Raw genomic sequence first — 25,081 nt, forward strand, 5'->3', positions numbered from 1 at the left:
AAGAAAGATTATTAAGCCAAGTACGGCGTAGACAATCAAAGAGGCGTTTAGAACTGAAGAGGCAAGATCCCAGGCTTCATCATTTTTTTCCTTAGTCAGGTAAGTAGTGAAAATTGGAATAAATGAAACCGAAAGAGCCCCAGCGATCAGAACGTTGGCAAGCAAGTCTGGTGCAACCAAGGCAACGTTAAAAGCGTCAACTGAAACCCCGGCTCCAAAATAACGAGCTAGAAACCAGTTGCGAGCTAGTCCCAAAATTCGACTAGCCAGCATCAAAACCATCATGATCCCTGCTGCAGAGAGTATTGTAGTTTGGCGTCTGAATAGTAGGGAGGTTCCGTTTCGTAATATACTTTTGACCATTTGATCTTAGGGTAGTAACAAGTATATCAGGCTCACTTGCTAGTCTCAATAGCTCTCACACTTGCATCAACCTCTTCCAATCTGCTATAGTGCCTTTTTTGAAAAATGCCATTAATCAAGGGTGCGATAAAAAAACTACGTCAAGATCAAGCCAGGACCGAAAAAAATCGGGCCTCTCGTGCTGGTCTGCGCACCACTTTGAAGCGGACTGAGGCCAACCTGACTTCAGAAGCTCTTTCTGAGGCTTTTTCAGTTTTGGACAAGGCTGTAAAACGAGGTTTGATAAAAAAGGGCAAAGCCGATCGTGTCAAGTCACGCCTCAGCAAAAAGGTGAAACCAACAGCTACAAAAGCCAAAACTGTTAAACCGTCGAGTAAAAAATCCCCATCTAAAACAAAATAATCAGGAACCTCGTTGCCAGCTAGTTTTCTCTTCTGTTATACTCTAACTGATGGCTAAAGCTGCCCAAAAACCTCAAGAGTTAAATATCAATTTGTTACAAAAAGAAGAAGTAGGTGGTGTCACTGGCGATTTGATCAAGTGGGTTCTTACTATTGGTCGCTATCTAATCATCGTCACTGAAATCATCGCCCTTGCCACCTTCCTCTTTGGTATCAAACTTGCTGCTGACAAAAATGATTTAAAAGGTAAGGTGGCGGCAGCTAAAATCGATGTTGATACCAAAGCAAAATGTAACGAAGCCGACCCAACTGCTTTTTGTGAAGACAATTTTTTGGCTCTTCAAGACAGAATTAACCAAGTAGGTTCGGGCAAAAATACCCAAATTCAAACTAGCGCAGTAGTCAAAGAGTTTCTCAGCTTGCTTCCCAACGAACTAAATTTAACTACTCTTTCCCTAGAAAGTGGGAAGATTTCTTTCAACGGCTATTTTCCTGACTCTGTCACCCTACAAACTTTGATCATCTCCCTGGGAAGTTCAAAAAGTATAACTGATTTGGACATTCAGGAATTAAACAGCCCTTCCAGCAAAAACACGAATTTTACTTTTAAGGCTGAAGCTGTCATAGATACGCAGCAGTTCACAGCAATTAATACACGAGACTAATTTTATGCGCTTAACTGATCAAGTTTACGAAAAATACAATAGCTACAGCCAAAATCAGAAGCACTATCTGAACCTAGCTTTGACTTTGGGATTGTTGATTCTTCTCATCGCCCTGATTTACCCTGCTATCAACCACATTCTGCAGCTACGACGGGAGTTAAAGGACGGTCGAGAGGTTCTCACCAAACTTCAAGAAAAATCAGTCCAACTTGATCAGGCCAAGGTTGAATACGACAGTGTCCAGGACAAACTCGCGGTACTAGATGAGGCTTTACCGAAGGAAAGTGGTTTAAAGAATTATCTAAAACGACCTTTGGAGCTTTTGGCGAATAAATATAGTCTGACAATCTCAGGCTTGCAGTTTAATGAAGTTCCTTTGTCCAAACCCCAATTCACTGAAACCCTGACTATCAAAAAGCTTCCTTACTCACTTGTAGTAGCGGGGAATTTCGCCGATTTCTCCAAATTCCTTTCTGATATCGAGCACTTCATTCGTACTACTCAAGTTGGTTCGGTCAGCATTGTTTCCACCAAAGGTGGTCATGTTACTGCTACCCTAAGAGCGCAAACGACCTTTCTTGGCTCGATGACTAGTCTTGAAATACCGCAAACTGGCCAAAGCGCAGGAGGTAACAAATGATATCGAAAAATCTCACCAATATTCTCGGTCTTACTCTGATCACTTTGTTGGTTTGGGTTGGTTTTCAAGTTTTTCAGATCTTTACCACAAGCAGTATTCCGCCGGCAACCCAAAAACAACTTCAGCCACTAAACCCGAATTTGGATACAGCTTTGCTTGAAGAATTGAACGACCCAGAAAAAACTTTGAAATAATTTAGTTAAAAAAGGAAAAACCTGCCCAATGTTGATTCAAGGTCGAATCGAAAAATCGACAACTACTGGCCTTCCCCAGATACAAAAAAGGACGGTAGAAAAATTTCTCTTTCTGACTTCGGTTGGACTAGTTGGTTTCCTTTTGGTGATAGTTCTTCTTCAACTGTTCGGCTCTATAACTGGCTTTGGAGCGACCACTCGGCCCCATAGTTTGGTTGTCCAAAGTGTGACTGATGTCTCTTTCACCGTAACTTGGCAAACCAAGACTAAAAGTAGTGGTTATGTTTTGTACGGCGATCGTCCTGATCAGCTCACGAAAAAGGCTTTTGACAATCAAGCTAGCGGAAACATGTCTACTTTTCTTGCCAACGACCATAGAGTAACGCTAACCAATTTAGATCCAAATACCTATTACTATTACCAAATTGTCTCGGATGGGAAAGATGTAGATAGTGTTGATAGCTCTCTTCTCAAACCAGTAAAAACTGCTCTTGAGTCTTATCTGACCAACCCTAGCTTGGGAGGAAATCCTCCCTAAATTTGGGTCTTGGCAAGTGCCAAGCTGATAGAAAACTTTGGCTCAAGTCCTGATTTGATCGCCAAATCTGCCTCGAGCAAACTACGAAAAGCCCTTTTTATCCCCTTTTCACTCCAAAGTTTGGCTTGATCTGTTATTTTTTGCTGAACAAAAGAAGAGTGGCTGACTTTCTTGGCTTCCCCACTTAAAGCCAAACTGATTTGTTTCAGTTGACGTGAAAGTAAGCTCAGGATTACCTCCGGAGGGTTTTTCTCTGACAAGGCCAGCTCGAGATACTCCTGGGAAAGCTTTGCTTGTCGCAGACCGAAAGCATCGGTTAATTTAAAGACACCAACACTTTTGATCGGGAAGAAGCTTGTTTTTCCCGCCCAAGAAGTATTAGTCAGCGTGGAAGAGGACCAAAAAACAATTTCCTGTTGCAGAGATTTAAAACCTTCAACAAAATGTTTTTCCTCAAACCAATCGACAATCAAAAAATTTCCAAAAAGATTTTCTTGCTCCAAGGTTTCTAAGAATTTATGCTTGGGGATACTTCTTGCATCCAAAACCACCACCTGCGGATTTTGCTCTCGCAAACGAAGAAGAAAGGTTCGTGAAGAAACTACATCAGGTCCATGGATGAGGCGGATCATTGCTTTTGTTTTTTCCCTGCCTCAGTTGTAGCTTTAGCTTCTTCTTGGAAGATATTTTTGACTGCTTGCTGAATATTTGTCCAACTTCCACCTTTCGGTATTACAACATAGGCTCCCCCGTACTGGGAAGACGGTGGGTGGATCATGTAATTTGTCGTATCAAGCACTAAATTCTTTATGGTGGCAGCATTAATTTCTCGACTGTATTTGTAAAGTTTTGGTAGGGCAGCGAGATCAACATCAGTTGAAACCGTCTCTCCAAAGGCAGAAAAGAGTTTGTTTATTTTTAAGGGGTCAAAAATTGTAAAGAGTGACAAAGCTTTGTCTCGGGCGGCCAAAATCACTTTTTGTTGTCTCTTGGCACGGGCAAAGTCACTTCCTTCGCCATTCGTTCCTTTACGGCTGCGGACAAATTCCAATGCTCGACTCCCACTCATATGTTGTAAACCAGCGTTGAAATGAATGTGCTTGTAGCCACTGGCAGTTTTGGTCGAATCTGGGTAGCTCCAATCATCAAAAGCTTTGTCCACTTTTACATCTACTCCACCCAAACTATCAATTCCTTTTTTAAAGCCGGCAAAATCAATTCTGGTCACATAATGAATTGGAATTCCCAGGCTTTGGCTGATAACAGTTTTCGCCATTGCCGCACCCCCACCCGGATAGCCAAGACTTTCCCCATACGAATAGGAGGCGTTAATTTTTGTATACGCTGAGCCGTGACCCTCCCAAGAAGGAAGTTGGACCCAAGTATCCCGGGGAATTGAAATCATCGCCACCTTTTTGGTGTTTTGGTCAAGGGAAATTATCAGCATAGTATCGGAGAGAAAACCGTTGCGTTTAACTTCTCCGTTACCAAGATTGTAAGAGTAAGGAACGTTGTCTCTTTTATCAATTCCTAAAAGTAAGAAGTTTGTTCGGCCGTTGTCAGATTTTAATGTTCCCTCTGGATTTTTTACCAAAGAAAGGGCTGCTGAAGGGTTTTTGAGGATTTCCCGAAGCAAAGCTGCCGCCGGAAAATACAAAACATAGCCAGCGTAAAGAACAATGGTTGTCAAAAACACCAGGGCTGACCATTTAACAATTTTTTTGGTTCTAGATCTCTCTTTCTTTTTCTGGGAGAGAACACCCAAATCTACGTATTGCATAATTGCCGTGGAAAAAAACGAAGCCTGCCAGGCCTCTAAGTTTTCATTTTACCACAGATTACCTAGACGCGGTACTGACCAGGGCCGCAAAACCATCTACCGAGAGAGAGGCTTGGCCGACAAGAAAACCGTTGATTTGTCCTTGTTCAAGAAAACCCGTAATATTTTCAGAGTTGACACTTCCTCCGTACAGGACAACCACGTCCTGGCCGATTTTTTCTTTGATAGTCTTTACTTCCTCGTTAGCTCTCTCTGGCTCCTGAGGATGGTAATCTTTCCCCCCACTGATCGCTCCCGGTGGTTCATGAACAAAAATAATCTTTTCAACTGACTTTGCGATTGCTTCTGAAGATAGATAAGTTTCTAGTTGCCTTTGATCGCTAACACAAAGAATCGGAGTGATTCCATTGCTCAAGAGCTTTTCTACCTTTTGGGCCACCGTTTGAGCATTTTCTCCAAAAAACTTCCATCTTTCCGAGTGCCCTACAATACAGTGGCTCGCTATACCCTGCAGCATTTGAGCAGTTACCTCACCAGTGTAAGCTCCATTGTCATAGCGGGAAACGTTTTGTGCCCCCACTTTGAAATTGTACTCATCGGTCAATTCAAATAAAGTGTAGAGATAGGGAAAAGGAACACACAGGATGGCGGCAGAAGAAGAATTGGCTATTTCCTGACCAAACTTCTGCGCAAAATCAACCGCTTCCTTGACAGTTTTATTTGCCTTCCAATTCGCAACAAACAAAGGTTTCATAGTTTAATCGTAGTAACCAATTGCTTCCAGTCCAGCTAGCTTCTTTCCAGCCAGAAAATCAAGCATGGCGCCCCCACCCATTGAAACATAGGCAATTTTTGAAAGCAAGCCAATCTTGCTCAAAGCAGCGGCCGTATCCCCACCACCGACAACACTGTAACAACCTGAAGCAACTACTGCTTGGGCAATTGCCTTCGTTCCGTTGAGATAGCGCTCGTCTTCATATTTGCCCATGGTTCCATTCCAAACTACAGTAGCTGCTTTGGCGATTTCGTCTTGAAAAGATTGAATTGAAACTGGCCCAATGTCGGCACCATCAACATCGTCACTGGCAACAATGACGTTGGAAATTTTTTCTTTAAACTCAAACATAAGTTTACCAGCTACCAAAACTTTGTCTGCAATCTTACTCATGTTGGTAATTGCCGGCAGTTTTGTTTCCAGCTTTGCTCCTGCCAAAATTGCTACTAATGGTCGTTTCGGGTTTCTCATGACCGAAGCGAGTTCATGAACTTCTTCTTCTAAGGCTATTCCAATAAAGGGTGGTAAAAATTTAGGTAAAAAAAGCATGGTTGCACCGGCGTGGTGAGAAGTTGCAAAGCAATCATTAACGTAACACTCACCCAAAAGAGCAACTTGTTTTGCAAAATTTTCTTCCCTAGCTTCTTCTTCAGGCCAAAAACGAATGTTTTCCAAACACGCTAGATCAGAAGTTGGTTTTTGAACTTCTGAAAGTAATTCGATTGGTTTGCCCACGAGCTGGGAAAGACTTGCAACTACCGGTTTTAAGGAAAAATTTGGGTCTCGACCCTCCGGGCGCCCGAGATGGCCGAGAAGAATGACTTTTGCTTTTTGCTCGAGAAGAAATTTAATGGTTTTGCTCGAAGAGAGCAAACGAGCCTTCTCGACAACTTGCCCATTCTCGAGAGGAACATCAAGATCAGTCCAAACTATGACTGTCTTGTCGATTAGATCGGCGTCGCGGACAGAATGCATACTTTCATATTAGCAGTAAAAAGGGGCTTAGGCGAGATGAGCTTCAATTTTTGTTTTTAGGATGTCCTTGCTGGTTGCTCCAACAAACCTCTCAACCTCCTGACCATCTTTAAGAACAATGTAGGTGGGAATACTCATGACACCGTACTTCATTGAAGCTTCGCTTTCGGAATCGACGTCGATTTTAGTAATTTTTACCTTGTCCCCAAGCTCTTTTTCCAAGGCTTCTAGTGTCGGTTCCATCACCTTACAAGGCCCACACCAATCAGCATAAAAATCTAAAAATTCAACTTCCACAAAAACCTCCTCTTTGTTGATGAGAGTGTCGGAAATAATTCTTCTATCTTAAGAATACCACTTTTGTAAAATAGAAAAAATGACACTCTTATCTTTTTTGACTGTAGCCAACAACCTGAAATCCTTGTTAAGATATTCGGGTGAAATCTCTTGAAGGTCTCAATCCAACTCAAAAACAGGCGGTTACCTACGAGGGCTCGGCGGCTTTAGTGCTTTCCGGACCTGGCAGCGGCAAAACTCGTGTTATCACCCACCGCATTGCTTATTTGATCAATGAACTTGGCGTTTCCCCCGATGAGATACTGGCGGTAACTTTTACCAACAAAGCCGCCAATGAAATGAAGGAGAGGCTCAAAAAACTGGTTGCTAACTCTCCAACCTGGATGGGTACTTTTCACAGTTTATCAAGTCGTATTCTTCGGAAAGACGGTTTTGCAATCGGAATCAACCCCAATTTTGTTATTTATGATGAAGGTGATAGTTTGGATTTGATCAAGGATTGCATGAAAGAACTGAATATTAACCCCAAAAATTTTTCGCCGGGTTCAATCAAAGCTAGCATTGAGAGTGCCAAAAACGAGCTGATTGGCCCAAACGAATACAAAACTTTAGCACGAGGTTATTTTCAAGAGGTAGTGGAGAAAGTTTATTCCGCTTACCAAAAAGCTTTAAAGAAAAGCCAGGCTTTGGATTTTAATGATTTGCTCATGCAAGTGGTCGTTCTTTTCGAAAAAGATCAGACGACTTTAGAAAAATATCAAAAACGTTTTAAATATGTTCTAGTAGATGAATACCAAGATACGAACCGGGCTCAATATCTTTTTTCCAAAATGATTGCGGCTGCCTCGCGCTCTCTTTTTGTAGTTGGCGATGCTTCTCAGGCGATTTACGGCTGGCGCGGAGCTGACTACCGCAATATTCTTAACTTTGAAAAGGATTTCCCAGAGTCAAAAGTTTTTAACCTTGAGCAGAACTACCGTTCCACCAAAAGAATTCTTGACGCCGCCAAAGCTGTCATCGGTCAAAACCGTTCCCACCCAATTCTTGATCTTTGGACTGAAAATGATGAAGGCATACCTTTGGTGACCTATGAAGCGAAGAATGAGATTGAAGAGGCTGCCTTTGTGACAAGAACAATTAACAAGTTGTTGGCTAGCAATCAAGGCTTTAATTTAAACAGTTTTGCTGTTCTCTACCGAACCAATGCTCAAAGCCGGGTCCTAGAGGAAGCTTTTTTGGCGGATGGGACACCTTACCTTTTGATCGGCGGGACACGTTTTTACGAGCGGAGGGAAATCAAAGACGTTCTCGCCTATCTAAAATTGGTTTACAACCCTGCTGATACGGTTAGTTTTAAAAGAGCGGTCAACACCCCACCCCGAGGTATTGGCCCTGCTAGTCTGGGGGATCCAAAAAATCCTAAACTAAACAAATTTCACGATTTGCTTGAGGAAATCAGAAACAAAGCCAAAAACCTAGAAACTATTGATCTTGTTGATTTGGTTCTTGCCCAAAGCGCCTATTTATCTTACCTTGATGATGGAACTCTGGAAGGTGTTTCTAGAATCGAAAACGTCAAAGAACTGCGTAGTGTGGCTACCCAATTTCCCGTTCTCGAAGATTTTCTAGAAAATGTTGCCTTGGTCGAGCAAGAATATTTTCCTGACAAGAAAAACCCCGGCACTAAAGATAATGCCGTGACTTTGATGACCTTGCACTCAGCTAAAGGGCTCGAGTTTCCGGTTGTTTTCATGGTTGGTATGGAGGAAGGTATTTTTCCTCACTCCCGAGCCATGGAAGAGCACTCCGAGCTTGAAGAGGAGAGGCGCCTCTGCTACGTCGGTATTACTCGAGCCCAAAAGCAGCTCTATTTAACTTTCACTCAATCACGGCTCTATTTTGGGGCTCGAACTGCGGGAATAGTCTCCCGCTTCATTCTCGATATTCCCAGCGAACTCGTTATTCCGATCCGGGTTTAGAGGATCTAACACCCCTGTCAACTTTACATATGAGCAACTTTCCTGAGAAAATTTAGAATAATGTCTACCGTGAAAGCCCTGGCAGGAGCTGGTCGGTCCTTTTTTGCAGTCCTAAAAAACTTCTTTCTTCTTTTCTTTGCCCGCTTGTCCTATAAACTAATCGGAGTTTTTCTTTTTATTTTTTTGTCCCTCCTTGTTTTTGCCGAGGGTATTTTCCTAGAAAAAACGTCAGTTGAAGCGGCGAGTTTTGGTTTGCGGCTCAGCCCAATTGAAGAAAGGTTCTCCGTGGTCAGCAAAGAACTTGGCTTTGAAGAAAAGGAAGTTCCAGACAACAAACTAGCAGTTGGGGAAAGGAAGGTGGTTCAGAGCGGCAAAAAAGGTCTTCTCAAGACTAAAACTCGTTTGCTGCTTTTTGCCGGTAAGGCTTTTACCAAAGATGTAGTGGAAACAAAAATCATTCCCCCAACTGACCGAGTTGTTGCCTTCGGGACGAAAAAAATTTACCAACAAGGTAGGGTTGACGATCAGAATTTACACTATTGGGCCAAACTAACTATGTTTTCCACCTCTTACGACAGTAATTGCCCTGGCTGCAACGAGAGCACGGCCTTGGGTCTGAAAACTGGCTTTGGGGTCGTCGCGGTGGATCCAAAAGTGATTCCTCTTGGTACCAAGGTCTTCATCCCCAACTACGGCTTTGCTGTTGCTGGCGATACCGGTGGCTCGATCAAGGGCAACAAAATTGACCTCGGTTTTGACGATGTCAAAAAAGGCTGGTGGTCAGCTCGCTACACTGATGTTTATTTACTAACTGAGCCTTAGAATTCCCCTTTTCTCCAAAGCAGTTTAGAATAAAAAGTGATGGACATTCACCAAAGTAGTCTTTGGGCCAAGTACATGGAGGCGCTGGGTTGGCAAACAGTCGATCTCAAACCGGGCTATGCTTACATCAGAAAACTTCCTCTCCTCGGCTCGATAGTAAAAATTCCCAAGGCCAGTTCAGAAATAGATTTGGTTCTAGTTAACGAGGTTTCGGAAAAGAACAAAGCAATTTTTACCAAAATCGAACCGGTTGGTGAAGTTGGTGATCAAAAGCTTTCGAACTCTTTAGTTAAAGCTGGTTTTGAAGCTGACAACTGGAGCCTGCAACCAACCAAAACTTTGGTTGTGGATTTAAAGGCCCCCGAAGAAGAAATCCTTACTCGTATGGAAAAGGATACACGCTACAGTATCCGTAGTGCTGAAAAGAAAGGGGTAAGGGTAGAGAAAGCAGACGACTTTGAAACCTTCTGGTCACTACACTCCCAAACGGCGAAGCGAGGTAAATTCTGGACGATTCGAGCCGACGTCGAAAAGCTCTGGAAAGTTTTTTCTGAGGCAAAACAAGGGCTGATATTAGTTGCTAGTTTTAATGAGCAACCACTCGCAACCTCAATGGTTCTTTTTCAAAATAAAAAAGCTTACTACTATCATGCCGGTTCCAGTACGCAGCGTAGAGACCTTTTTGCCCCTTATTTGGTAGTTTGGGAAAGTATCAAAGAGGCTAAGAAAAAAGGTTGTACGAGCTTGGACTTGATGGGAATAGTTGACCCAAGAATAAAAGCAACCCGGTCTTGGGCTGGTTTTTCTCATTTCAAAAAAGGCTTTGGAGGCGAAGAAAAAACTTATCTAGGCTCTTACGCCAAATTCTACAACCCAATCTTCAAACTCATTTTTAAGTTAAACAAATTTTTCTAAAAGAAATGAAAAACGCCAGGGCATTTGTGGTGCTCTGGCGTTTTCGGTAGTGTCGGTTCGACGCGGGTGTGCTTTAGGCGACCGCTGCGGCCTCTACACAGTGATTCGCACAGCGCGAGGTCTGCTCGTCGATGGGGCCGCCGTGGTTGCCGGGGTCGACGATGACGCACTGGCGTACCTTCTTCGAGAGCACAGGGCTGGTCCGGGACCTGGGTGGTGTCTGGCGCCGGTCGCGGTGCGACTGGCAGATCACCTTGTCGGGGTTCTCGGGATCCTGGAACATCTGACCCTTGTGGTCATACTTGTCCTTGATCCAGCAGTCATTCAGGTTGGCCTCCACGTTGATCCTCCTGTGAATTTCCCTTTGGGTAAAGGGAATCCTACCGATTTTTGGCCTTGAAAGCCAAAGATCTGGTTTCTCATCAAGGTGTTAGCCCTTTTTTGAGACGAAAAACCAGATCTCTGACTGCCAAAATATTTACTTTTTCCTAACAATCACAAATTTGGCCCTTAAGAACCGGGGGAGTTTTGTATTCACCACCTTTCCTTTAAGTTCTGCCCCGTAATTGCTTACGGGCCAAGTTTGTGATTACTAGTGCGAGAGGGGAGGAACGGTGTAGACGCTTGCGTCCCATTCGTCCTCCCCTGCGCGCCGGCTCGCTATTCAGTTGTCGCTTCTGAGTGTCACGTCCAGGTCATGGTCGTAACTGCTCCTTTCGTGAACTGAGACTTCGTGACCTTGCGGTCGCGTCGTCGCCGGTCGGTTGGGTCTAGTCGTTGGTGTCGTACTCCCTGTCGCCGCTGCCTTCAGTGGCGAAGAGGACACCACGGAGAACCCGGGAGGAAGGCACGGACCTGACGTTTTCCGTCGGCCCCATGAACTTCCACTGTGTGCGAACGATGCCATCCGCACCACGCTCCGCTTTCATCTGCTGCATCATTTGGCGGGTTTAACCTCCTGAACTAAGATCCTAACCGCGTTTGTCTCAAATTGCTCTGGGGCAAACGCCATAAAATCTAGTCCTATAGTTCTATATTTTCAAAGAACAAAAAGATCTCGCTCTTCTTCCCTGTATTCAACTTTTCTTGAATTATGTGTCTGTTTTCGCAAAGCTCAACATCCACGTAATTACTTTGTAATTATAGCACAAGACAGACCTATAGTCAAGTTGTGGGCTTTTGTTTTGTTTTGGTTACTTAGCAAGTGAAAAAGGACAAATGGCGTTGTACGGACAATAAAAACAAGCTGGCTTTTGTCCAAAGTATTTGGGGTTAGCAGGAAAGTCATCTTTTTGTAAATTGGCACGAATTTCTTTAGCAACTTCAACTACCCTTTTCTCTGTTTGCTCGATGTCTTCCTCTTTCGGTGAGTAACCACCGACTAGTCCAGTTTCCAAATCGTAGATACCGACAAAATCTGGGACTTTTTTGTAATTTTTATAGTAGCCCAAAGTGTAAACCCTCAGCTGAATGCTTTCCTTGGCGTCTTTTTCCAGTTGCTCCTCACTACGATTTTCAGTGGATTTAAAATCGATGATTTTTACCTTGCCGTCTTTCTCGTCAACACGGTCGAAGCGGCCAGAGACCAAAACTTGTGTCTCCCCGTTTGTTAAGTTAAAACGGAACTCTTTCTCGACGAAACTTGGGGTGTCTTTTGTAGTCTTCTCTCGGGAGTAAAAACTAGTCAGTACGCGGCGGGCTTGCAAAAGACGTTTTTCCTCGTGCTCGGCAGTTAGAAAGCCCTCCGTCACCCAAGTGTTTTCTAAAACCTGCAAGCAAGAATCTAACTCAAGAAGTTTCCCGTTCATCTTCGAGCGGTAAAACTCCGCCACGGCGGCGTGGAGCGCAAAACCATAAACAATGGCGTGGTGGCGGAGTATCGGTAGACGCAGCACATGAGCGTAGCGGTATTTGTAGGCGCAAGTTTCATAGTCATCAATTGACCCCTGCGAAAGACGAATGATTTTGTTCTCCGCTGAGGGTAGTTTGTAGTTTTTCGGTTCGGAAAAAGCAAACTGCTCAATCTTTTCTTTTGGGTTTAGTTTCACAGCAACCGAGCCAGCACCAGGCAAGTCTAAGGCTTCAAGAATAAAGGGTGAAATTTTCTTGGCCCTGACTCCTCCAGTATCTTTCGACCAGGTGTAGTAGAGAAATCTTTTGGCGCGAGTGCTGCCAACATAAAAGAGCCGTCTTTCTTCTTGCAGGTGAAAATCTCCAGAAGGTAAAAGTTCCTTAATTAGCTCTTCTGGAATTGGAATGGCTTCTTTTCTTTCCCGGCTGGGAAAGCGGTCGGCAACCAAACCAACCATAAAAACCGCCTCAAACTCCAAACCTTTAGCCGAGTGCACCGTCATGACGTTGACTGCATCTTGATCGGGATCAAAGTCAGCAGTAGCCGGATCATCCCCGGCCAGGCGCATTGCTTCGAGATAGTCCACGAAAACCCGGACTGATTCGTTTTGGGCCAGATCGATAAACTCAGCGATTTTGTCAAAAAACCTCGCAATATTCTGAATCTTTATTTCAGCTTCAACCCCACCTTCTCTTTCGAGACGCGTCAGGTAAGCAGTTTTCTGTAAATAAATATAGAGGACGCGGCCGACGTTTTCTTTTTGGGAAAGCTCGGCTGCCTCAGAGAGGTCTTTAATAAGTTTTTTGATGATTTCCCTTCCCTCAGCACTTATCTCAAGACCTTCCTCAGAATTGGCAACTACTATCTCGAAGACACTGCGCAGCGTTTTGTTTTTTCTCCTGGCCGTGTCCATACAGGCAATCGCATCCGGAACTGGAAGTTGATAAAGCTCACTGCTGACCAAATTGTAAAGGTTAATACTGTCATCAAAGTTGGATATTGCTGTTAAAAACGAGATTAGCAGACGAATTTCTGGCTGGGTGTAAAGTCCAGAAGAACCAACGAATTTGTGAGGGATTGCTTTTAAATTTAGGGCTCTCAAGAAAGAGTCTGCCTGGGAGTTAGCACGGACTAATATCGCAATGTCTTTGTAGTGAATTTTTTCCTTTTTAACCAGTTTTTGAATTTCTTTCACTACCTCTTCTGTTTCTTCAGTCAGAGTCGTACCACAAATTTCCTTCGGGCCTTCTCCTTTCTTCTCGGCAACCGTTAAAAGTTTCTTGTCAATTTTGTTTTGCACTTCAAGCCGATCGGGATCGTTGTTTTTTATCAGCCGGTAGGAGGTGTCAAGAATTTCTTGGCTAGAACGGTAGTTCTTGGTTAAAACCACTTGCTCTGCTTTTGCAAAATCCTCTTTAAACTTCATGATATTGGAAATTGCCGCTCCCCGAAATTTGTAAATACTCTGATCGTCATCACCAACAACACAAAGATTTTTGTGGGAGTTTGCTAGAAGCTTAACTAACTCGTTTTGTGAGTAGTTGGTGTCCTGATACTCATCAACAAGAATATATTTAAACTTTTCTTGATACTTTTGGAGAATTCTCGGCTTGGCTCTAAAAAGGTTGAGAGTCAGGCTGACTTGGTCACCGAAATCAAGCTTTCCCGCTTCCTTTTTAAACTGTTCGTACTTTTGATAAACTCGGACAAGCTCTTCCTGTCTTTTTATTTCTTGCAACCAGTCATCTTTTTCAAACTCCTCTGGTTGTTTCTTTTTCTTCAATTTCTCTACATAGACAGCAAAATCCTCAGCGCCGATGTCCTCATCTTTGCAACGACTGACGAATGTGAGAATTGCCTCAATAAATTTCGTCGGATTCGAGAGTGGTCGGTAATAATCAAGATCAAAAGCGAAAAGATTCTGCTGGAAAAAAAGAACCTGTTGGGCTCGACTCAACACTTGGAAGTCGGGGGGTAAACCAAGATCCAAAGCATTTTCTCGCAAAACCCGGTCGCCGAAGGCGTGAAAAGTGCTGATCCAAGTATCCACATATCCATAAGGAACCAAGAGGTCGACTCTTTCTTCCATTTCGGAAGCAGCTTTTTCAGTAAAGGTAAGGGCGATAATTTCTGAAGGTTTAGCTAGTTTTTTTTCGATCAGGTAGGCGATGCGGCGGGTAATAACTGTGGTCTTGCCAGTACCAGCTCCGGCGATGATAAGCAGTGGGCCTTCTGTTGTTTCAACTGCTTGCTTCTGTTCTTTGTTTAATCCTTCGAGAATTGAGCTCATCGCTCAACCATTTTAGCACAGGACTACTCGTCTGTTGTTTTGGTCAAAGGGTAAGTTTAGTTAGCTTAAAAGCTTCAGGGTAGCGTGGTAGCTTTCTTTAATCACTTTTTCAGTTTTTTCGGGAGTGAAATCATAAGGGGAGAGCTCAAAACCACTCCTTGGTTCGATGGGGATGATTTTTATTCTTGGGTAGAGTGCTTTTATTAATTCAACTTCATAACGCGTCGTCTGGTACTGGGCAATATCGCGACTGTCAATAATATTTTCCAAAAAGTTTTTTGGTTCTCTTTTTGTTTCGCCGGCATAGCCTGCGTTAACGGCATAAATTGTTCCGCACGTCTTTCGGGCCAGCTCGAAGAGAGGTAAATTGTCGGAAACTCCTCCGTCAATATAAACTTTTTCTCCTATTCTAACTGGCTGAAAAATTCCCGGCGTGGCTGAGGAGGCAAGCAAGGCAGGAATGATCGGTCCTTGCCGAAACCAACTGTCGCTGCCAGTTTCAATGTTGGTAGCCCCGAGAGCTAAAGGAACCTTCAACTCAGAAAAATCTTTAAACGGTAGCCTTTCTTCCAAAAATTTCTTGATTTTACCAGAGTCCCCTAAACTTTTTGTCCCAAAGCCGTGGGCCAAGAGCCTCGATAGCACCTGCCAAGGTGAAAGTCCAATGAAAGCGCGGTTGATAAAGGAAAAAATTACTTTTAAATCAGTAAAAGAGTTGTTCGTGAATGGGTCAAAAGCGTGGAAGGCAGCCACAAAAGCTCCGGCAGAAACCCCCACGACGTGGGTTGGAGTTATTTTCTTTTCCAGAAAGGCGCGTAACACTCCAATGTGGACTACCCCACGGTTGCCTCCACCAGAATAAGAAATCCCGACAATTTCTTCTCTGCAAAGGTTTTGATCAAGCTCGTGGATCTGCTTCACCTTTTAATGGTAGAACTTTTTGCCAGTGGTTGGCAAACCGAAAATTAAACCTCAGTAACTTCTTCGGCCTGGTCAAGGGGTAATGGTTCAGTTTCAAAGACGGCTTTTTTATCAGCAACTTTACCCGGCAAACCTTGCGCGTTTTCGATTTTGGAATTCAGGGTCAGGAAACGGGAGTTCACCAAATCAGCAGTGTTTTTCGTATCATTAACGTGCTTGGTGAGAACTCGCAGTACATCCCCAAATTTTTCTGAATCCCCTTTGATTGAACGTAAAGAGGCAAGTATGGTCCGCGCCCGCTCTTCAATCTTTTTGCCCTCAAAACTCATCAGAATCGCGCGCATGTACGCATAAAACGTTGAGGGGGAAACTGGCAAAACTCTTTTGGTGTGGGCATACTCGGAAAGCTCCGGCATATTGGCCATGATTTCATAGTAAATTGGCTCGCTCGGTACGTACATCAGAGCGTAATCAATCGTTCCTTCCTCAGGCAAGATATATTTTTTGGCAATATCGTCAATGTGTTTTTTTACATCCCGAGCGAAGTCTTTTTGAAACCCAGTTTTTTCTGCTTCAGTGTCGGCTCCCATCATCGCTTTGAAATTTTCCATCGGAAACTTTGAATCAATGGGGATGACACCGGAATCGGTTTTTATGGCAGCGTCAACAATATCACCAGATCGAAACCGATACTGCAGATGAAAACTCTCTTTCGGCAGAAACTGTCCGAGTAGTTCGCGGAGAACTTGCTCCCCAATATTTCCCCGCAACTTCGGGCTGCGGAGAAAATCCTGCAAATCTTTCATGGAGCGACCAATTTCGCTCATCTGACCGACTTCTTTGCCGACCATACCGATGATTTTGGCGGCGTTGTCGAGCCGCTCATTGATTGCTTTGTTGGTTGAGGTCAATTGCGACTGAAGGGTGTCAGTATTTTTGTCCAAAGAACTGCGCATTTCTTTGAGCCACTCCATGAGGACCTTGGTACTTTCGTCATCGCTATCTTTACCTTTGAGTTCTTCGAGTTTTTTGAAGAAAAAGAAAAAGCCTGCAACAATGACTCCACCAACAATAAGAATGAGGGTCTGGGTGTCCAAGTTCATAATTAGGGCTATGTTAGCAGAACCACTTTACGTTGTAAAATAGTTTCATGGGAGTTTTTCTTTTCGCTTTGCTGGTTGTCTTTTTGCTAGGCCTGTCAGCCTTGTGGTTTATTGGCAATAACCTTCCCCCCCTGGACTCTTCTGGCAATTTACTGACCGCGAATCTGGTCTATTTTTTCCTAGCCCTTTTCGCTAGCCTTGCTGCAGGCTTGAGCTTGGTGCTATACTGCCTTAGCTTCGTTTTGGAGAGAAAAAAGGCTGAGACCCTGACGCGTTCTGAAAGAGCAAAATTCTTGATCAGAAAAGCACTACGTCGGGGTTTGGAACTAGCAGCCACTGGTTGCTTACTTTTCCTTCTGAAACTGTTGGGAATCTTTAACCCTGTGAACGCTGTGCTGATAGTTTTAATAATCAGCTTGATTGAAGTTTACTTTGTTAGCAACAAGAGTTGAAACAAATGACCAAAATAAAGAATTTTTTTCTGACAACTACCATCTATTATATCAACGACGTACCTCATATCGGGCACGCTTATACAACTATTGCTGCTGATATTCTGGCCCGCTTCCATCGGCTTTTGGGTGAAAAAACCTTTTTTCTTACTGGTTTAGATGAGAACTCGCAAAAGACAGTTCTTGCTGCGGAAAAATCCGGCCAAGACTTGAGAACCTACACTGATGATTTGGCGAAAATCTGGGAAACAACTTGGAAAAAGCTTGGAATAACCAATGACGATTTCATCCGCACCACACAGGTACGACACAAAAAGGTTGTCACTGATTTTTTTCAGAAAGTACTCGATAATGGGGACGTTTACAAGAGTAAGTATGAGGGTCTTTATTGCGTTGGTCACGAAGCTTTTTTGAAAGAAAGTGATTTGGACGAAAACGGTTTTTGTCCGGATCACAAAACCAAGCCAGAACAAATCGCTGAAGAAAACTATTTTTTCCGTCTTTCCAAGTATCAAGAACAACTTTTGAAGTTTTATAAAGAAAATCCTGATTTTGTTTTACCCCACCAGCGTTTTAACGAAGTAGTGAAATTTGTTGAATCTGGTCTGCAGGATATTTCGGTCACCCGAGCAAGTCAAAAATGGGGTATTCCGGCGCCAAACGACCCGAAACAGGTGATTTACGTTTGGTTTGACGCACTCATCAACTACCTTTCCGCTGAACCCCCCCTCTGGCCAGCTGATCTTCATCTTATAGGTAAAGACATCACTCGTTTTCACGCGGTTATTTGGCCGGCGATGCTACTCTCGGCTGGCTACCCACTGCCCAAGCAAATTTTTGCCCACGGTTTTTTTACTGTTGACGGAACGAAAATAAGTAAGTCTCTGGGCAACGCCATCGACCCGGTCAAAATCTCGCAGGACTATGGCAACGACAGCCTCCGCTACTTTCTTTTTCATGAGTTTCCCTTTGGTAACGATGGTGATTTTTCTTTTGATCGTCTGAAAGAAGTTTACAATTCTGATCTTGCCAACGGCTTGGGAAATCTGGTTTCCCGAGTTGCGCGCTTGGCAGAAAATCTGTCTTTGCCCGGAGTAGAGTTTCCTGAAAAACCACTTCTCGACTCAGCTTTCCGAATTCACCTAGAAAATTTAGAGTTTTTGGAAGCTTTGGAATATGTTTGGGGGAAAATTCGCAAAACTGACAAAGAGATTGAGAAAAGCAAGCCCTGGGAATTAGCTAAAGAAAACCCGGAGAAAGCAAAAGCCGCGGTAGAAAATTTAATTCGGCAAATTGTCGAAATTGACGAGCTTCTACTTTGTTTTCTTCCCGAAACAGCCGAAAAAATCAAAGACCAATTCTCCCAGGACAAAATAAAATCTTCCGCGCCGCTTTTTCCAAGGAGAGGCTAATGAAGCTGGTCGATACCCACGCTCACTTTCAATTCGAAGCTTACAAAGAAGATCGCGATCAAGTGATCAAAGAGAACCTGAAAGAACTTTCAGCCATCATGACCGTTGGTGCCAGTTTAGAGTCTTCGAAAAATGGGGTTAGTCTCGTCCAAAACTACGACGGCCTCTTCGCCGCGGTTGGAGTTCATCCCCACCACGTTGATCAATTTAGCCCTGAGACAATGAAAGAGTTGGAGCAGTTAATCATTCAACCCAAAGTCGTTGCGGTTGGGGAAATTGGCTTGGACAAGCATCTCTATCAGGGCTATCCGGAACCAAATATTAAAGACCAAATCAAAATCTTGGAACCCCAAATTAACCTGGCTTTAAAAAGCAAAAGACCAATTCTTTTTCATTGTCGCGACGCCTACGACGAACTTTTCGATTTGCTAAAAACTCTACCTCAGCCTTTGCTTGGACTGATGCATTGCTTCATGGGTGATGTCAGCTTTGCTAAAAAATTTCTTGACCTCGGCTTGTTTATCTCCTTCAGTGGCAACCTTACTTACAAAGGTAATGACTACATTCGGCAGGCGGCCAAATTTGTTCCTCTGGATCGGCTCTTGCTTGAAACTGATTCTCCCTACTTGACCCCACACCCTTTTCGTGGCCAGCGTAATGAACCTAAATATGTTAAAATAATAGCGGAAACTGTTTCTCTCCTCAAAAGCCTGAGCCTAGAGACAGTCGCACAGGCAACTACCACCAACGCAAAAAAATTACTATCCATTTGAGGAGATGTTCAACTCACGTTTCTCAATCCGTTTATTAGAAATTTCTTCCGGCCTAATTTCCTGGGCACTTTTAACTAGCCCTTTCTGGGCTTCTTTTCTTATTCCGGAAGTAGTTGCCTATTTTATCATTCTTTTTGATTTCTACTTTTTCTATAAGGCCTCATCGCTAAGTTTCAACTCGGTTCGTAGTTACCTAAAAATTAAGCGAACTGGCTTTACAAATTGGGTGGAAAAAATGGATCAAGAAAACCTTGATTATTCAAAAATTCGCCATCTAGTTTTCATCCCAACCTACAAGGAGCCAAAAGAGATTCTAGAAAGAACGCTGACCTTTCTAGCTGCTCAGGAGTTTCCCGCCAAGCAGCTTGATGTTGTCTTGGCAATGGAAGATAGAGACAATTCTGCACCCGAAAAGGTGGAGGCCTTGAAGAAAGCTTTTTCGACTCACTTCGGCAACTTCTGGGTAACTAGCCATACTCTTTCTCCTGGGGAAGTCATCGGAAAATCCTCAAACTTGGCTTTTTCGGCTCAGAGAGTGAGAAGTCTGATCGAGGAGGCAGGATACGACAAAAACTTTTTGACCGTCACCTCCTGTGATGCCGATGTTGCCTTTCACCCCAAGTATTTTTCCAATCTTACTTATCAGTTTTTAACTGACGCAGAACGGCATTTTCATTTTTGGCAAGCGGCTTTGGTTTTCTACAACAATATTTGGCGAGTTCCAATTTTTGTGCGTGTCGTGCACACGATTTACTCGATCAGTGGAATTGCCGAATTGATGCGGCCAAAATCAAATTTTAACTATTCCAGCTATTCTTTAAGTTGGAAACTTCTGGAGGAAACTGGTTTTTGGGACGTTGATGTTGTTGCTGAAGACTGGCATTTATTTTTCAAAGCTTTCTTTTCGCACCAGGGAAAGGTGGAGCTTGAATCAATCTTTTTGCCTCTCTATGCCGATGCTGTTGAAGGTCAAAACTACTGGCAATCAGCGGTTGCCCAATACACACAAAACCGTCGTTGGGCTTGGGGAGTAACTGATATCGCCTACGCAGTCAGACAATTTTGGTCCAAGCGGCGTGAGATACCAGTCGGAAATTTCGTCTTTCGCTTCGTTGCGGCCCTACAACAACACTTACTTTGGCCAGTTACCTGGTGGATTCTTACTTTAGGTGCTACCATTCCTCCGCTGATCAATGAGCAGTTTGCCCACACTGCCTTGGGTTTTTACCTCCCGAAAGTTTCTGGTTTGATTCTGACTACAACGACAGTCTTCATAATCTCGGTAATAATCATTGATTGGCAACTTCGCCCACCCAAACCAGCTGATTATAAAAACCGTTTCCTCCTCTTCAACTTACTCCAATACCTGCTTCTTCCGATCACCGGTTTCTTTTTTGGCTCTCTGCCTGGAATGGATGCTCACACGCGCTTGATTTTCGGCAAAAGAATTGAGTACAAAGCAACTGAGAAATTCGTTGAAAAAAATTAGTGTATAATTTATCTCGAGGCTGCCTATGACTAATTTTTTGGCAAAGCTAGCTAACTTCACTACTAAAAATAGGTTTATCCTTGTTCTTCTTGTTATCACTTTTTTTGTTCGCCTCCCCTCTCTTTTCGAGCCTTTCTGGTACGGAGATGAGGCAATCTACGCTGTGATCGGGCAAAAGATTTTGCGGGGAGGTCTGCTCTATGTCGACATTTTTGACCACAAAACCCCTGGAATCTACTACCTGACTGCTCTCAGTCTGAAGGTTTTTGGCCAAACTATTTGGTCCTTACGGTTTGTGTTGATGGGCTTTTCCCTTGCTAGTTTGGTTGTTTTTTTTCAAGTTGGTAAAAAGCTTTTTGACGAACGGGTAGCAAAACTAGCCAGTATCATTCTTGCAGCTTTGATAGCCACCCCTTTGATTGAGGGTAATATTTTCAACAGTGAAATTTTGATGATTCTGCCTTTGTCTCTAGGGGTACTTCTTGGATTAAACAAAAGATATTTCTGGTCTGGTTTCTTTTTCTCCCTTGGCTTTTTACTTAAATTCCCAGCTGTCTTTGACTTCGGGGCCTTTTTTGTTTTTCTGGCTTTGGCAACAACTAGAAAAACCTTCTTGGAAAACCTAAAATCTCTCTTCTTATTAACTTTAGGTTACAGTCTGCCGATTGTTTTGACAGTTGTTTACTTCGCCCTCCAAAACGCCCTTGGCGACTACCTTTTTTCAGCCCTTCTCTTTAACTTTTCTTATACCAACTACGGCAATCAGCTAGTTTTGGCCGGACGAACAATCCCCAATGGCCTAATCATGCTGAAAGGGCTACCTCTTCTATCTTTAGTCATTTATTTCCTCTGGAAACTTTATCAGCCTTTGGTCAAAGGTAAGGAAACTAAGAACCCAGTCTCCAGTCTTGAGTTTGTCATCATTTGGCTTGGTTTTGCCTTTTACGGGGCGGTTTTCGGGGGAAGAGCTTATCCTCATTATTTAATTCAAGCAACACCAGCTTTTGCTCTTTTACTTGGCGCTGGGCTTGGAATGGCTGCATTTAAAAAAATAACCTTCATGATCGCGGCCCTGGTCGTCAGCTTGGCACTTCTACTTGGTTTCCGTTCCTGGACAACAACCACTTACTACAGTACCTTTTTCAGGTTTGTCACCAACCAAATCACTGAAGAAACGTATATGAACAGCTTTGACAAAAAAACAGCGCGCAACTACTCAATTGCCAGTTTTCTCGACGGTTGTGTTGTTTTCAGCGGCGAGAAATGTCTCAAAACGCGTACTAGTCAGACCGACAGCATTTATATTTGGGGGAACTCTCCGGTCATTTACTTCCTTTCTCAAAGAGACCCAAGCGCAAAATACATTACTGCTTTTCACGTCACTGGCAACAACGTTTTCAAAAAAGAGGTTCTTTCTTCAATCAGGGAGCGACTGCCAGTTTACATCCTACGAGAAAGCTCGGCTCCTGACTTCCCTGAGTTGGACAATATTTTAACTAAACAGTATAATTTCTTCGCCCAAACTGATGACATCAAAATTTATCAACGCTTTGGAGGCCTTGAGGCCGACTAGCATCACTGCTCTTTCAATTAATTTTCTAATCACCCTGCTTAGCTATTGGCTTCTGTTTTATAAATACAGTAGCTTAGCACCGGCTGTACCTCTCTGGTTTTCCCGAGAATGGGGGGAGGCTCGACTCGCCAACCCGTCTTGGCTTTGGGTACTACCTTTCAGTAGTTTGGGGATACTTTTGCTAAACAATATTTTCGCCAGCCTGATCAGAAAACCCCGCGTCGTCGTCGCGATGTTGGTCTGGTTTTCTACTTTCTTCTCTCTCTTGGTTTTTTATACCCTGTACCGTCTTTTGGTACTAACTAGCTAAAATGTTTTTAATCAGTCTTTTTCTTTTTTCGGCGCTAATTACTTTTTCGGTCACCCCACTGGTGATCAAACTGGCACGGCAGCACGGGTTTCTTGATTATCCCAACCGCCCGCACCCAGCTATTATTCACACCAAACCTTTGCCGAGGGGGGGAGGACTAGCAGTTCTGGTCGGTTTGATAGGTTGTCTGACTCTCATCAGTTTTGTACAACCAAGCTTTGATAAGCGTCTCTTAGCTATCTTTATTGCTAGTTTCTTGATTGTCCTGGTTGGTCTAGCTGACGATAAATACGATTTGAATCCTTACTTACGACTCTTGGCGAACTTCTTTACGGTTCTGATTGTGGTCGGCTTTGGAATTGGGATAACAAGCTTTCACAACCCTCTCGGGGGAAACATCAACTTAGATATTTGGAGAATCTCCTTTAGCATTCCTGAGTTTCTTCCCTTTGCCGGACTGCACTCGATTCTGGTTCTGGCCGATATCTTTGCCCTGATTTGGATCGTCTGGATCATGAATGCAATCAATTGGTCCAGTGGGGTCGATGGCCAACTTTCGGGCATTGCTTTCATCAGCCTGTCTTTCATTGGTTTTGTCGCCCTGCGCAATTTACAAACTGATCCCAATCAACTCATTGTCGCGAGTCTAGCCTTCGGAGCTGCCGGGGCTTTTCTTGGCTTTTTGCCTTGGAGCTTTTACCCGCAAAGAATTATGCCTGGGTACGGTGGTTCAGCCCTGGCTGGGTTTTTGATTGCTACCCTCGCGATCCTCTCTGGGGCGAAGCTCGCCACTGCCTTCTTAGTACTGGCTGTGCCTTTGGTTGACAGTCTCTGGGCAATAGTACGCCGGCTCTACCAGCACCGCTCCCCAGTTTGGGGAGATCGGCAACACCTCCACCACCAACTCTTAAAAAGAGGTTGGAGCATCCCAAAAATCGCCTTTCTCTACTACGCTCTGACTGCCTTTTTTGGTTTGGCTTCTCTGAGTTTGGACAGTCGTGGTAAGCTTTTTGCAATTGCGATGGTAGTTGTTGTTCTTCTCTCTTTTATCATTAGCGTGGGTTATTTAGGAAGAAAAGTTAGGAATGAAACAACTTAGCAGTTTACTTATTTCCTTACGGCCAGCCCAGTGGGTGAAAAATCTAGCGGTTTTTGTCGCTATTTTTTTTGGTGGCAATCTCTTTAACGAATCCAAACTCATTGCCGCTCTTTTCTCCTTTGTCGCTTTTTGTTTGATTGCCTCGAGCACTTATCTCATCAATGATTTGGTTGATGCCAAGGTAGACAAAATCCATTACGCGAAGAAAAACCGTCCCATTGCCGCGGGCAAACTGAGCATACAAACTGCTTTTACCGCTGCGGCTACTCTGGCTCTGCTGGCTCTTTTTCTCGGTTCCTTTGTCTCCAAGGGAGTTTTGGTAGCAATCGGTCTCTATTTGCTAACCCAAATTGCCTACAATTTTTACTTAAAGAGAGTTTTACTCTTAGAACTTCTAGTTATTGCTTTTGGTTTTATGCTCCGAGTTTTCGCTGGCTCTTTTGCAACTCAAACCTCTCTTTCCTCCTGGTTGATTCTGACGGTGATGATGATTTCTCTGTTTTTGGCAATCGGCAAAAGACGTTCGGAAGTGACTCTACTGGGAGAAACAGCTGCCCAACACCGTCCCACTCTTTCAGGTTATCCCTTGACTCTATTGGATGGTTTGGTTTTTCTCAGTGCCACAGCAAGTTTACTTACCTACAGCCTCTTTACCTTTAATACTAGCCGGCCAACTGTTACTAACTTTTTGGCACAATATCTACCCCAAACCCTAGTCAATGCCAAATGGTTGATGGTGACTATACCGATAGTTGTTTATGGGATTTTCCGCTATCTCTATTTAATTTTTGAGAAAAAGGAAGGCGATTCACCTGAAAAAATATTACTTAACGACAAAGCCATCTTGTTCACTTTACTTCTTTGGCTAGCAATCTCCGGACTGGTCATCTACCTTCTACCTGCGGCCTAAAACTTTCAACTTCCCTGGCCAAATCATCAAAAAGCAAGTAAACGAAACTGATCGCGGTTCCAATCTCAAGGGAAAGGATAAAAAGAGAAATGTTGCCGCTGAGAAAATTTAAACACCCCTCAATGGAAAGATAAATCAGCAAAACAAGCCAAACTACCGCTTGGTGGTAAAGTTCATGGCTATCAATGAAAAGCCCGTCCAAATTCTTGACTGTCAGTCTTTTGGCTTTGTTGGGATGGAGGTGGGTCAGGTGAAACTCATGAGCTCGAAACAAAGCCCAACCGAAGCAAACTCCAAGAACTAGAAAAGTCAGCAGACTAGAAGCAGTAGTAGCAAAAGCTAAGGCCCCTGGGTCTGTAAAACGCAGGAATGGGGTTGCGAGAGAAAACTCCTGAAAGCTAAATTCCCAGCCAGAAGGAAGAAAGAGGCTCGTCAAAAGTAAACCAGCCCACTTTGAACCAAAAACTAGGACAACTGGGAGGAAGGCTTCGTCAATTAATTTTGTGGCCGAAACTTTAGGCATTAATCTAATTAAATACTTTTTGCTTTTCCT

General features: G+C 43.6%; 27 protein-coding genes. 16 read left to right on the plus strand and 11 right to left on the minus strand.

Annotated elements, in window-relative coordinates:
- On the minus strand, nt 1-363 hold a 363-nt coding region (locus Q8P13_00165; protein MDP2670873.1), incomplete at its 3' end, for a lipid II flippase MurJ.
- 105 nt (nt 364-468) lie between these two features.
- Here Q8P13_00165 and rpsT point away from each other — a divergent pair.
- From rpsT to Q8P13_00190, 5 genes are read left to right on the plus strand one after another with little or no spacing between them, the layout of a single operon-like run.
- Nucleotides 469-765 (plus strand): 30S ribosomal protein S20, encoded by a 297-nt coding sequence (rpsT, locus tag Q8P13_00170; GenBank protein MDP2670874.1) that lies wholly within the window; start codon nt 469-471, stop codon nt 763-765.
- A 49-nt stretch (nt 766-814) separates the two neighbouring features.
- On the plus strand, nt 815-1,429 hold the full coding sequence (locus tag Q8P13_00175) for a hypothetical protein (protein MDP2670875.1): 615 nt from the start codon (nt 815-817) through the stop codon (nt 1,427-1,429).
- A gap of 4 nt (nt 1,430-1,433) precedes the next feature.
- Nucleotides 1,434-2,069: a type 4a pilus biogenesis protein PilO gene (gene pilO, locus Q8P13_00180; GenBank protein ID MDP2670876.1), complete on the plus strand. Its 636-nt coding sequence runs from the start codon at nt 1,434-1,436 to the stop codon at nt 2,067-2,069.
- Nucleotides 2,066-2,263 (plus strand): hypothetical protein, encoded by a 198-nt coding sequence (locus Q8P13_00185; protein MDP2670877.1) that lies wholly within the window; start codon nt 2,066-2,068, stop codon nt 2,261-2,263. The genes pilO and Q8P13_00185 overlap by 4 nt, the downstream gene beginning before the upstream one ends.
- Nucleotides 2,264-2,291: 28 nt before the next feature.
- Nucleotides 2,292-2,801, plus strand: a complete 510-nt coding sequence (locus Q8P13_00190) for a fibronectin type III domain-containing protein (GenBank protein ID MDP2670878.1) — start codon at nt 2,292-2,294, stop codon at nt 2,799-2,801.
- Here the strand turns inward: Q8P13_00190 and Q8P13_00195 are convergent.
- The 5 genes from Q8P13_00195 to trxA are packed head-to-tail and all read right to left on the minus strand — an operon-like array spanning nt 2,798 to nt 6,628.
- Nucleotides 2,798-3,433 (minus strand): hypothetical protein, encoded by a 636-nt coding sequence (locus tag Q8P13_00195; protein ID MDP2670879.1) that lies wholly within the window; start codon nt 3,431-3,433, stop codon nt 2,798-2,800. The two genes, Q8P13_00190 and Q8P13_00195, sit on opposite strands and share 4 nt — an antisense overlap.
- On the minus strand, nt 3,430-4,581 hold the full coding sequence (locus Q8P13_00200; GenBank protein ID MDP2670880.1) for an LCP family protein: 1,152 nt from the start codon (nt 4,579-4,581) through the stop codon (nt 3,430-3,432). Before Q8P13_00200 ends, Q8P13_00195 begins: the two co-directional genes overlap by 4 nt.
- A 58-nt stretch (nt 4,582-4,639) precedes the next feature.
- Nucleotides 4,640-5,335, minus strand: a complete 696-nt coding sequence (locus Q8P13_00205; GenBank protein MDP2670881.1) for a triose-phosphate isomerase family protein — start codon at nt 5,333-5,335, stop codon at nt 4,640-4,642.
- Between the two features lie 3 nt (nt 5,336-5,338).
- Nucleotides 5,339-6,331: a phosphoglycerate kinase gene (gene pgk, locus Q8P13_00210; GenBank protein MDP2670882.1), complete on the minus strand. Its 993-nt coding sequence runs from the start codon at nt 6,329-6,331 to the stop codon at nt 5,339-5,341.
- Nucleotides 6,332-6,358: 27 nt separating this feature from the next.
- Nucleotides 6,359-6,628, minus strand: a complete 270-nt coding sequence (gene trxA / locus Q8P13_00215) for a thioredoxin (protein ID MDP2670883.1) — start codon at nt 6,626-6,628, stop codon at nt 6,359-6,361.
- Nucleotides 6,629-6,768: 140 nt separating this feature from the next.
- Between trxA and Q8P13_00220 the strand changes: the two genes are divergently transcribed.
- From Q8P13_00220 to Q8P13_00230, 3 genes are read left to right on the plus strand one after another with little or no spacing between them, the layout of a single operon-like run.
- On the plus strand, nt 6,769-8,607 hold the full coding sequence (locus Q8P13_00220) for a UvrD-helicase domain-containing protein (GenBank protein ID MDP2670884.1): 1,839 nt from the start codon (nt 6,769-6,771) through the stop codon (nt 8,605-8,607).
- Nucleotides 8,608-8,667: 60 nt separating this feature from the next.
- Nucleotides 8,668-9,429 carry a 3D domain-containing protein gene (locus Q8P13_00225; GenBank protein ID MDP2670885.1) on the plus strand — a complete coding sequence of 254 codons (762 nt, stop codon included), beginning with the start codon at nt 8,668-8,670 and terminating at the stop codon, nt 9,427-9,429.
- Between the two features lie 39 nt (nt 9,430-9,468).
- Nucleotides 9,469-10,344 carry a peptidoglycan bridge formation glycyltransferase FemA/FemB family protein gene (locus Q8P13_00230; GenBank protein MDP2670886.1) on the plus strand — a complete coding sequence of 292 codons (876 nt, stop codon included), beginning with the start codon at nt 9,469-9,471 and terminating at the stop codon, nt 10,342-10,344.
- 73 nt (nt 10,345-10,417) lie between these two features.
- Here Q8P13_00230 and Q8P13_00235 read toward each other — a convergent pair whose 3' ends face one another.
- The 4 genes from Q8P13_00235 to Q8P13_00250 form a co-directional block, all read right to left on the minus strand.
- On the minus strand, nt 10,418-10,684 hold the full coding sequence (locus Q8P13_00235) for a hypothetical protein (GenBank protein MDP2670887.1): 267 nt from the start codon (nt 10,682-10,684) through the stop codon (nt 10,418-10,420).
- A gap of 853 nt (nt 10,685-11,537) precedes the next feature.
- Entirely contained in the window at nt 11,538-14,486 is a 2,949-nt protein-coding gene (locus tag Q8P13_00240; protein MDP2670888.1) for an ATP-dependent DNA helicase, read from the minus strand.
- 60 nt (nt 14,487-14,546) lie between these two features.
- Nucleotides 14,547-15,407, minus strand: a complete 861-nt coding sequence (locus Q8P13_00245; protein ID MDP2670889.1) for a patatin-like phospholipase family protein — start codon at nt 15,405-15,407, stop codon at nt 14,547-14,549.
- 44 nt (nt 15,408-15,451) lie between these two features.
- Complete coding sequence (locus tag Q8P13_00250; protein MDP2670890.1) at nt 15,452-16,510, minus strand: DNA recombination protein RmuC; 1,059 nt, start codon at nt 16,508-16,510, stop codon at nt 15,452-15,454.
- Between the two features lie 47 nt (nt 16,511-16,557).
- Here Q8P13_00250 and Q8P13_00255 point away from each other — a divergent pair, with 47 nt between their 5' ends.
- From Q8P13_00255 to Q8P13_00290, 8 genes are read left to right on the plus strand one after another with little or no spacing between them, the layout of a single operon-like run.
- A complete protein-coding gene (locus Q8P13_00255) occupies nt 16,558-16,962 on the plus strand; it encodes a hypothetical protein (protein ID MDP2670891.1) in 405 nt (134 codons plus the stop codon).
- A gap of 5 nt (nt 16,963-16,967) precedes the next feature.
- A complete protein-coding gene (locus Q8P13_00260) occupies nt 16,968-18,374 on the plus strand; it encodes a class I tRNA ligase family protein (GenBank protein MDP2670892.1) in 1,407 nt (468 codons plus the stop codon).
- Nucleotides 18,374-19,147 carry a TatD family hydrolase gene (locus tag Q8P13_00265; protein MDP2670893.1) on the plus strand — a complete coding sequence of 258 codons (774 nt, stop codon included), beginning with the start codon at nt 18,374-18,376 and terminating at the stop codon, nt 19,145-19,147. The genes Q8P13_00260 and Q8P13_00265 overlap by 1 nt, the downstream gene beginning before the upstream one ends.
- 4 nt (nt 19,148-19,151) lie before the next feature.
- Nucleotides 19,152-20,636 carry a glycosyltransferase family 2 protein gene (locus Q8P13_00270; protein MDP2670894.1) on the plus strand — a complete coding sequence of 495 codons (1,485 nt, stop codon included), beginning with the start codon at nt 19,152-19,154 and terminating at the stop codon, nt 20,634-20,636.
- Nucleotides 20,637-20,661: 25 nt separating this feature from the next.
- Nucleotides 20,662-22,209 carry a glycosyltransferase family 39 protein gene (locus tag Q8P13_00275; protein ID MDP2670895.1) on the plus strand — a complete coding sequence of 516 codons (1,548 nt, stop codon included), beginning with the start codon at nt 20,662-20,664 and terminating at the stop codon, nt 22,207-22,209.
- A complete protein-coding gene (locus Q8P13_00280) occupies nt 22,163-22,519 on the plus strand; it encodes a hypothetical protein (protein ID MDP2670896.1) in 357 nt (118 codons plus the stop codon). The genes Q8P13_00275 and Q8P13_00280 overlap by 47 nt, the downstream gene beginning before the upstream one ends.
- A gap of 1 nt (nt 22,520) precedes the next feature.
- A complete protein-coding gene (locus Q8P13_00285) occupies nt 22,521-23,618 on the plus strand; it encodes an MraY family glycosyltransferase (GenBank protein ID MDP2670897.1) in 1,098 nt (365 codons plus the stop codon).
- Nucleotides 23,605-24,528 carry a decaprenyl-phosphate phosphoribosyltransferase gene (locus Q8P13_00290; GenBank protein MDP2670898.1) on the plus strand — a complete coding sequence of 308 codons (924 nt, stop codon included), beginning with the start codon at nt 23,605-23,607 and terminating at the stop codon, nt 24,526-24,528. Before Q8P13_00285 ends, Q8P13_00290 begins: the two co-directional genes overlap by 14 nt.
- Here the strand turns inward: Q8P13_00290 and Q8P13_00295 are convergent.
- A complete protein-coding gene (locus Q8P13_00295) occupies nt 24,503-25,051 on the minus strand; it encodes a hypothetical protein (GenBank protein MDP2670899.1) in 549 nt (182 codons plus the stop codon). The genes Q8P13_00290 and Q8P13_00295 overlap by 26 nt on opposite strands.
- Nucleotides 25,052-25,081: the final 30 nt, after the last annotated feature.

The organism is bacterium, assembly GCA_030704665.1.
Lineage (GTDB): Bacteria > Patescibacteriota > Microgenomatia > Woykebacterales > RBG-16-39-9b > JAUYID01.

Excerpts from the sequence above, each read along its gene's own strand:
- Q8P13_00185 (MDP2670877.1), top strand. The coding sequence starts at position 2,066 with ATGATATCGAAAAATCTCACCAATATTCTCGGTCTTACTCTGATCACT.
- Q8P13_00290 (MDP2670898.1), top strand. The coding sequence starts at position 23,605 with ATGAAACAACTTAGCAGTTTACTTATTTCCTTACGGCCAGCCCAGTGG.
- Q8P13_00175 (MDP2670875.1), top strand. The coding sequence starts at position 815 with ATGGCTAAAGCTGCCCAAAAACCTCAAGAGTTAAATATCAATTTGTTA.
- Q8P13_00205 (MDP2670881.1), bottom strand. The coding sequence starts at position 5,335 with ATGAAACCTTTGTTTGTTGCGAATTGGAAGGCAAATAAAACTGTCAAG.
- Q8P13_00200 (MDP2670880.1), bottom strand. The coding sequence starts at position 4,581 with ATGCAATACGTAGATTTGGGTGTTCTCTCCCAGAAAAAGAAAGAGAGA.
- Q8P13_00280 (MDP2670896.1), top strand. The coding sequence starts at position 22,163 with ATGACATCAAAATTTATCAACGCTTTGGAGGCCTTGAGGCCGACTAGC.
- Q8P13_00255 (MDP2670891.1), top strand. The coding sequence starts at position 16,558 with ATGGGAGTTTTTCTTTTCGCTTTGCTGGTTGTCTTTTTGCTAGGCCTG.
- pgk (MDP2670882.1), bottom strand. The coding sequence starts at position 6,331 with ATGCATTCTGTCCGCGACGCCGATCTAATCGACAAGACAGTCATAGTT.
- pilO (MDP2670876.1), top strand. The coding sequence starts at position 1,434 with ATGCGCTTAACTGATCAAGTTTACGAAAAATACAATAGCTACAGCCAA.
- Q8P13_00275 (MDP2670895.1), top strand. The coding sequence starts at position 20,662 with ATGACTAATTTTTTGGCAAAGCTAGCTAACTTCACTACTAAAAATAGG.
- Q8P13_00265 (MDP2670893.1), top strand. The coding sequence starts at position 18,374 with ATGAAGCTGGTCGATACCCACGCTCACTTTCAATTCGAAGCTTACAAA.
- Q8P13_00270 (MDP2670894.1), top strand. The coding sequence starts at position 19,152 with ATGTTCAACTCACGTTTCTCAATCCGTTTATTAGAAATTTCTTCCGGC.
- Q8P13_00295 (MDP2670899.1), bottom strand. The coding sequence starts at position 25,051 with ATGCCTAAAGTTTCGGCCACAAAATTAATTGACGAAGCCTTCCTCCCA.
- Q8P13_00240 (MDP2670888.1), bottom strand. The coding sequence starts at position 14,486 with ATGAGCTCAATTCTCGAAGGATTAAACAAAGAACAGAAGCAAGCAGTT.
- Q8P13_00225 (MDP2670885.1), top strand. The coding sequence starts at position 8,668 with ATGTCTACCGTGAAAGCCCTGGCAGGAGCTGGTCGGTCCTTTTTTGCA.
- Q8P13_00250 (MDP2670890.1), bottom strand. The coding sequence starts at position 16,510 with ATGAACTTGGACACCCAGACCCTCATTCTTATTGTTGGTGGAGTCATT.
- Q8P13_00190 (MDP2670878.1), top strand. The coding sequence starts at position 2,292 with ATGTTGATTCAAGGTCGAATCGAAAAATCGACAACTACTGGCCTTCCC.
- Q8P13_00230 (MDP2670886.1), top strand. The coding sequence starts at position 9,469 with ATGGACATTCACCAAAGTAGTCTTTGGGCCAAGTACATGGAGGCGCTG.
- rpsT (MDP2670874.1), top strand. The coding sequence starts at position 469 with ATGCCATTAATCAAGGGTGCGATAAAAAAACTACGTCAAGATCAAGCC.
- Q8P13_00285 (MDP2670897.1), top strand. The coding sequence starts at position 22,521 with ATGTTTTTAATCAGTCTTTTTCTTTTTTCGGCGCTAATTACTTTTTCG.
- Q8P13_00195 (MDP2670879.1), bottom strand. The coding sequence starts at position 3,433 with ATGATCCGCCTCATCCATGGACCTGATGTAGTTTCTTCACGAACCTTT.
- Q8P13_00260 (MDP2670892.1), top strand. The coding sequence starts at position 16,968 with ATGACCAAAATAAAGAATTTTTTTCTGACAACTACCATCTATTATATC.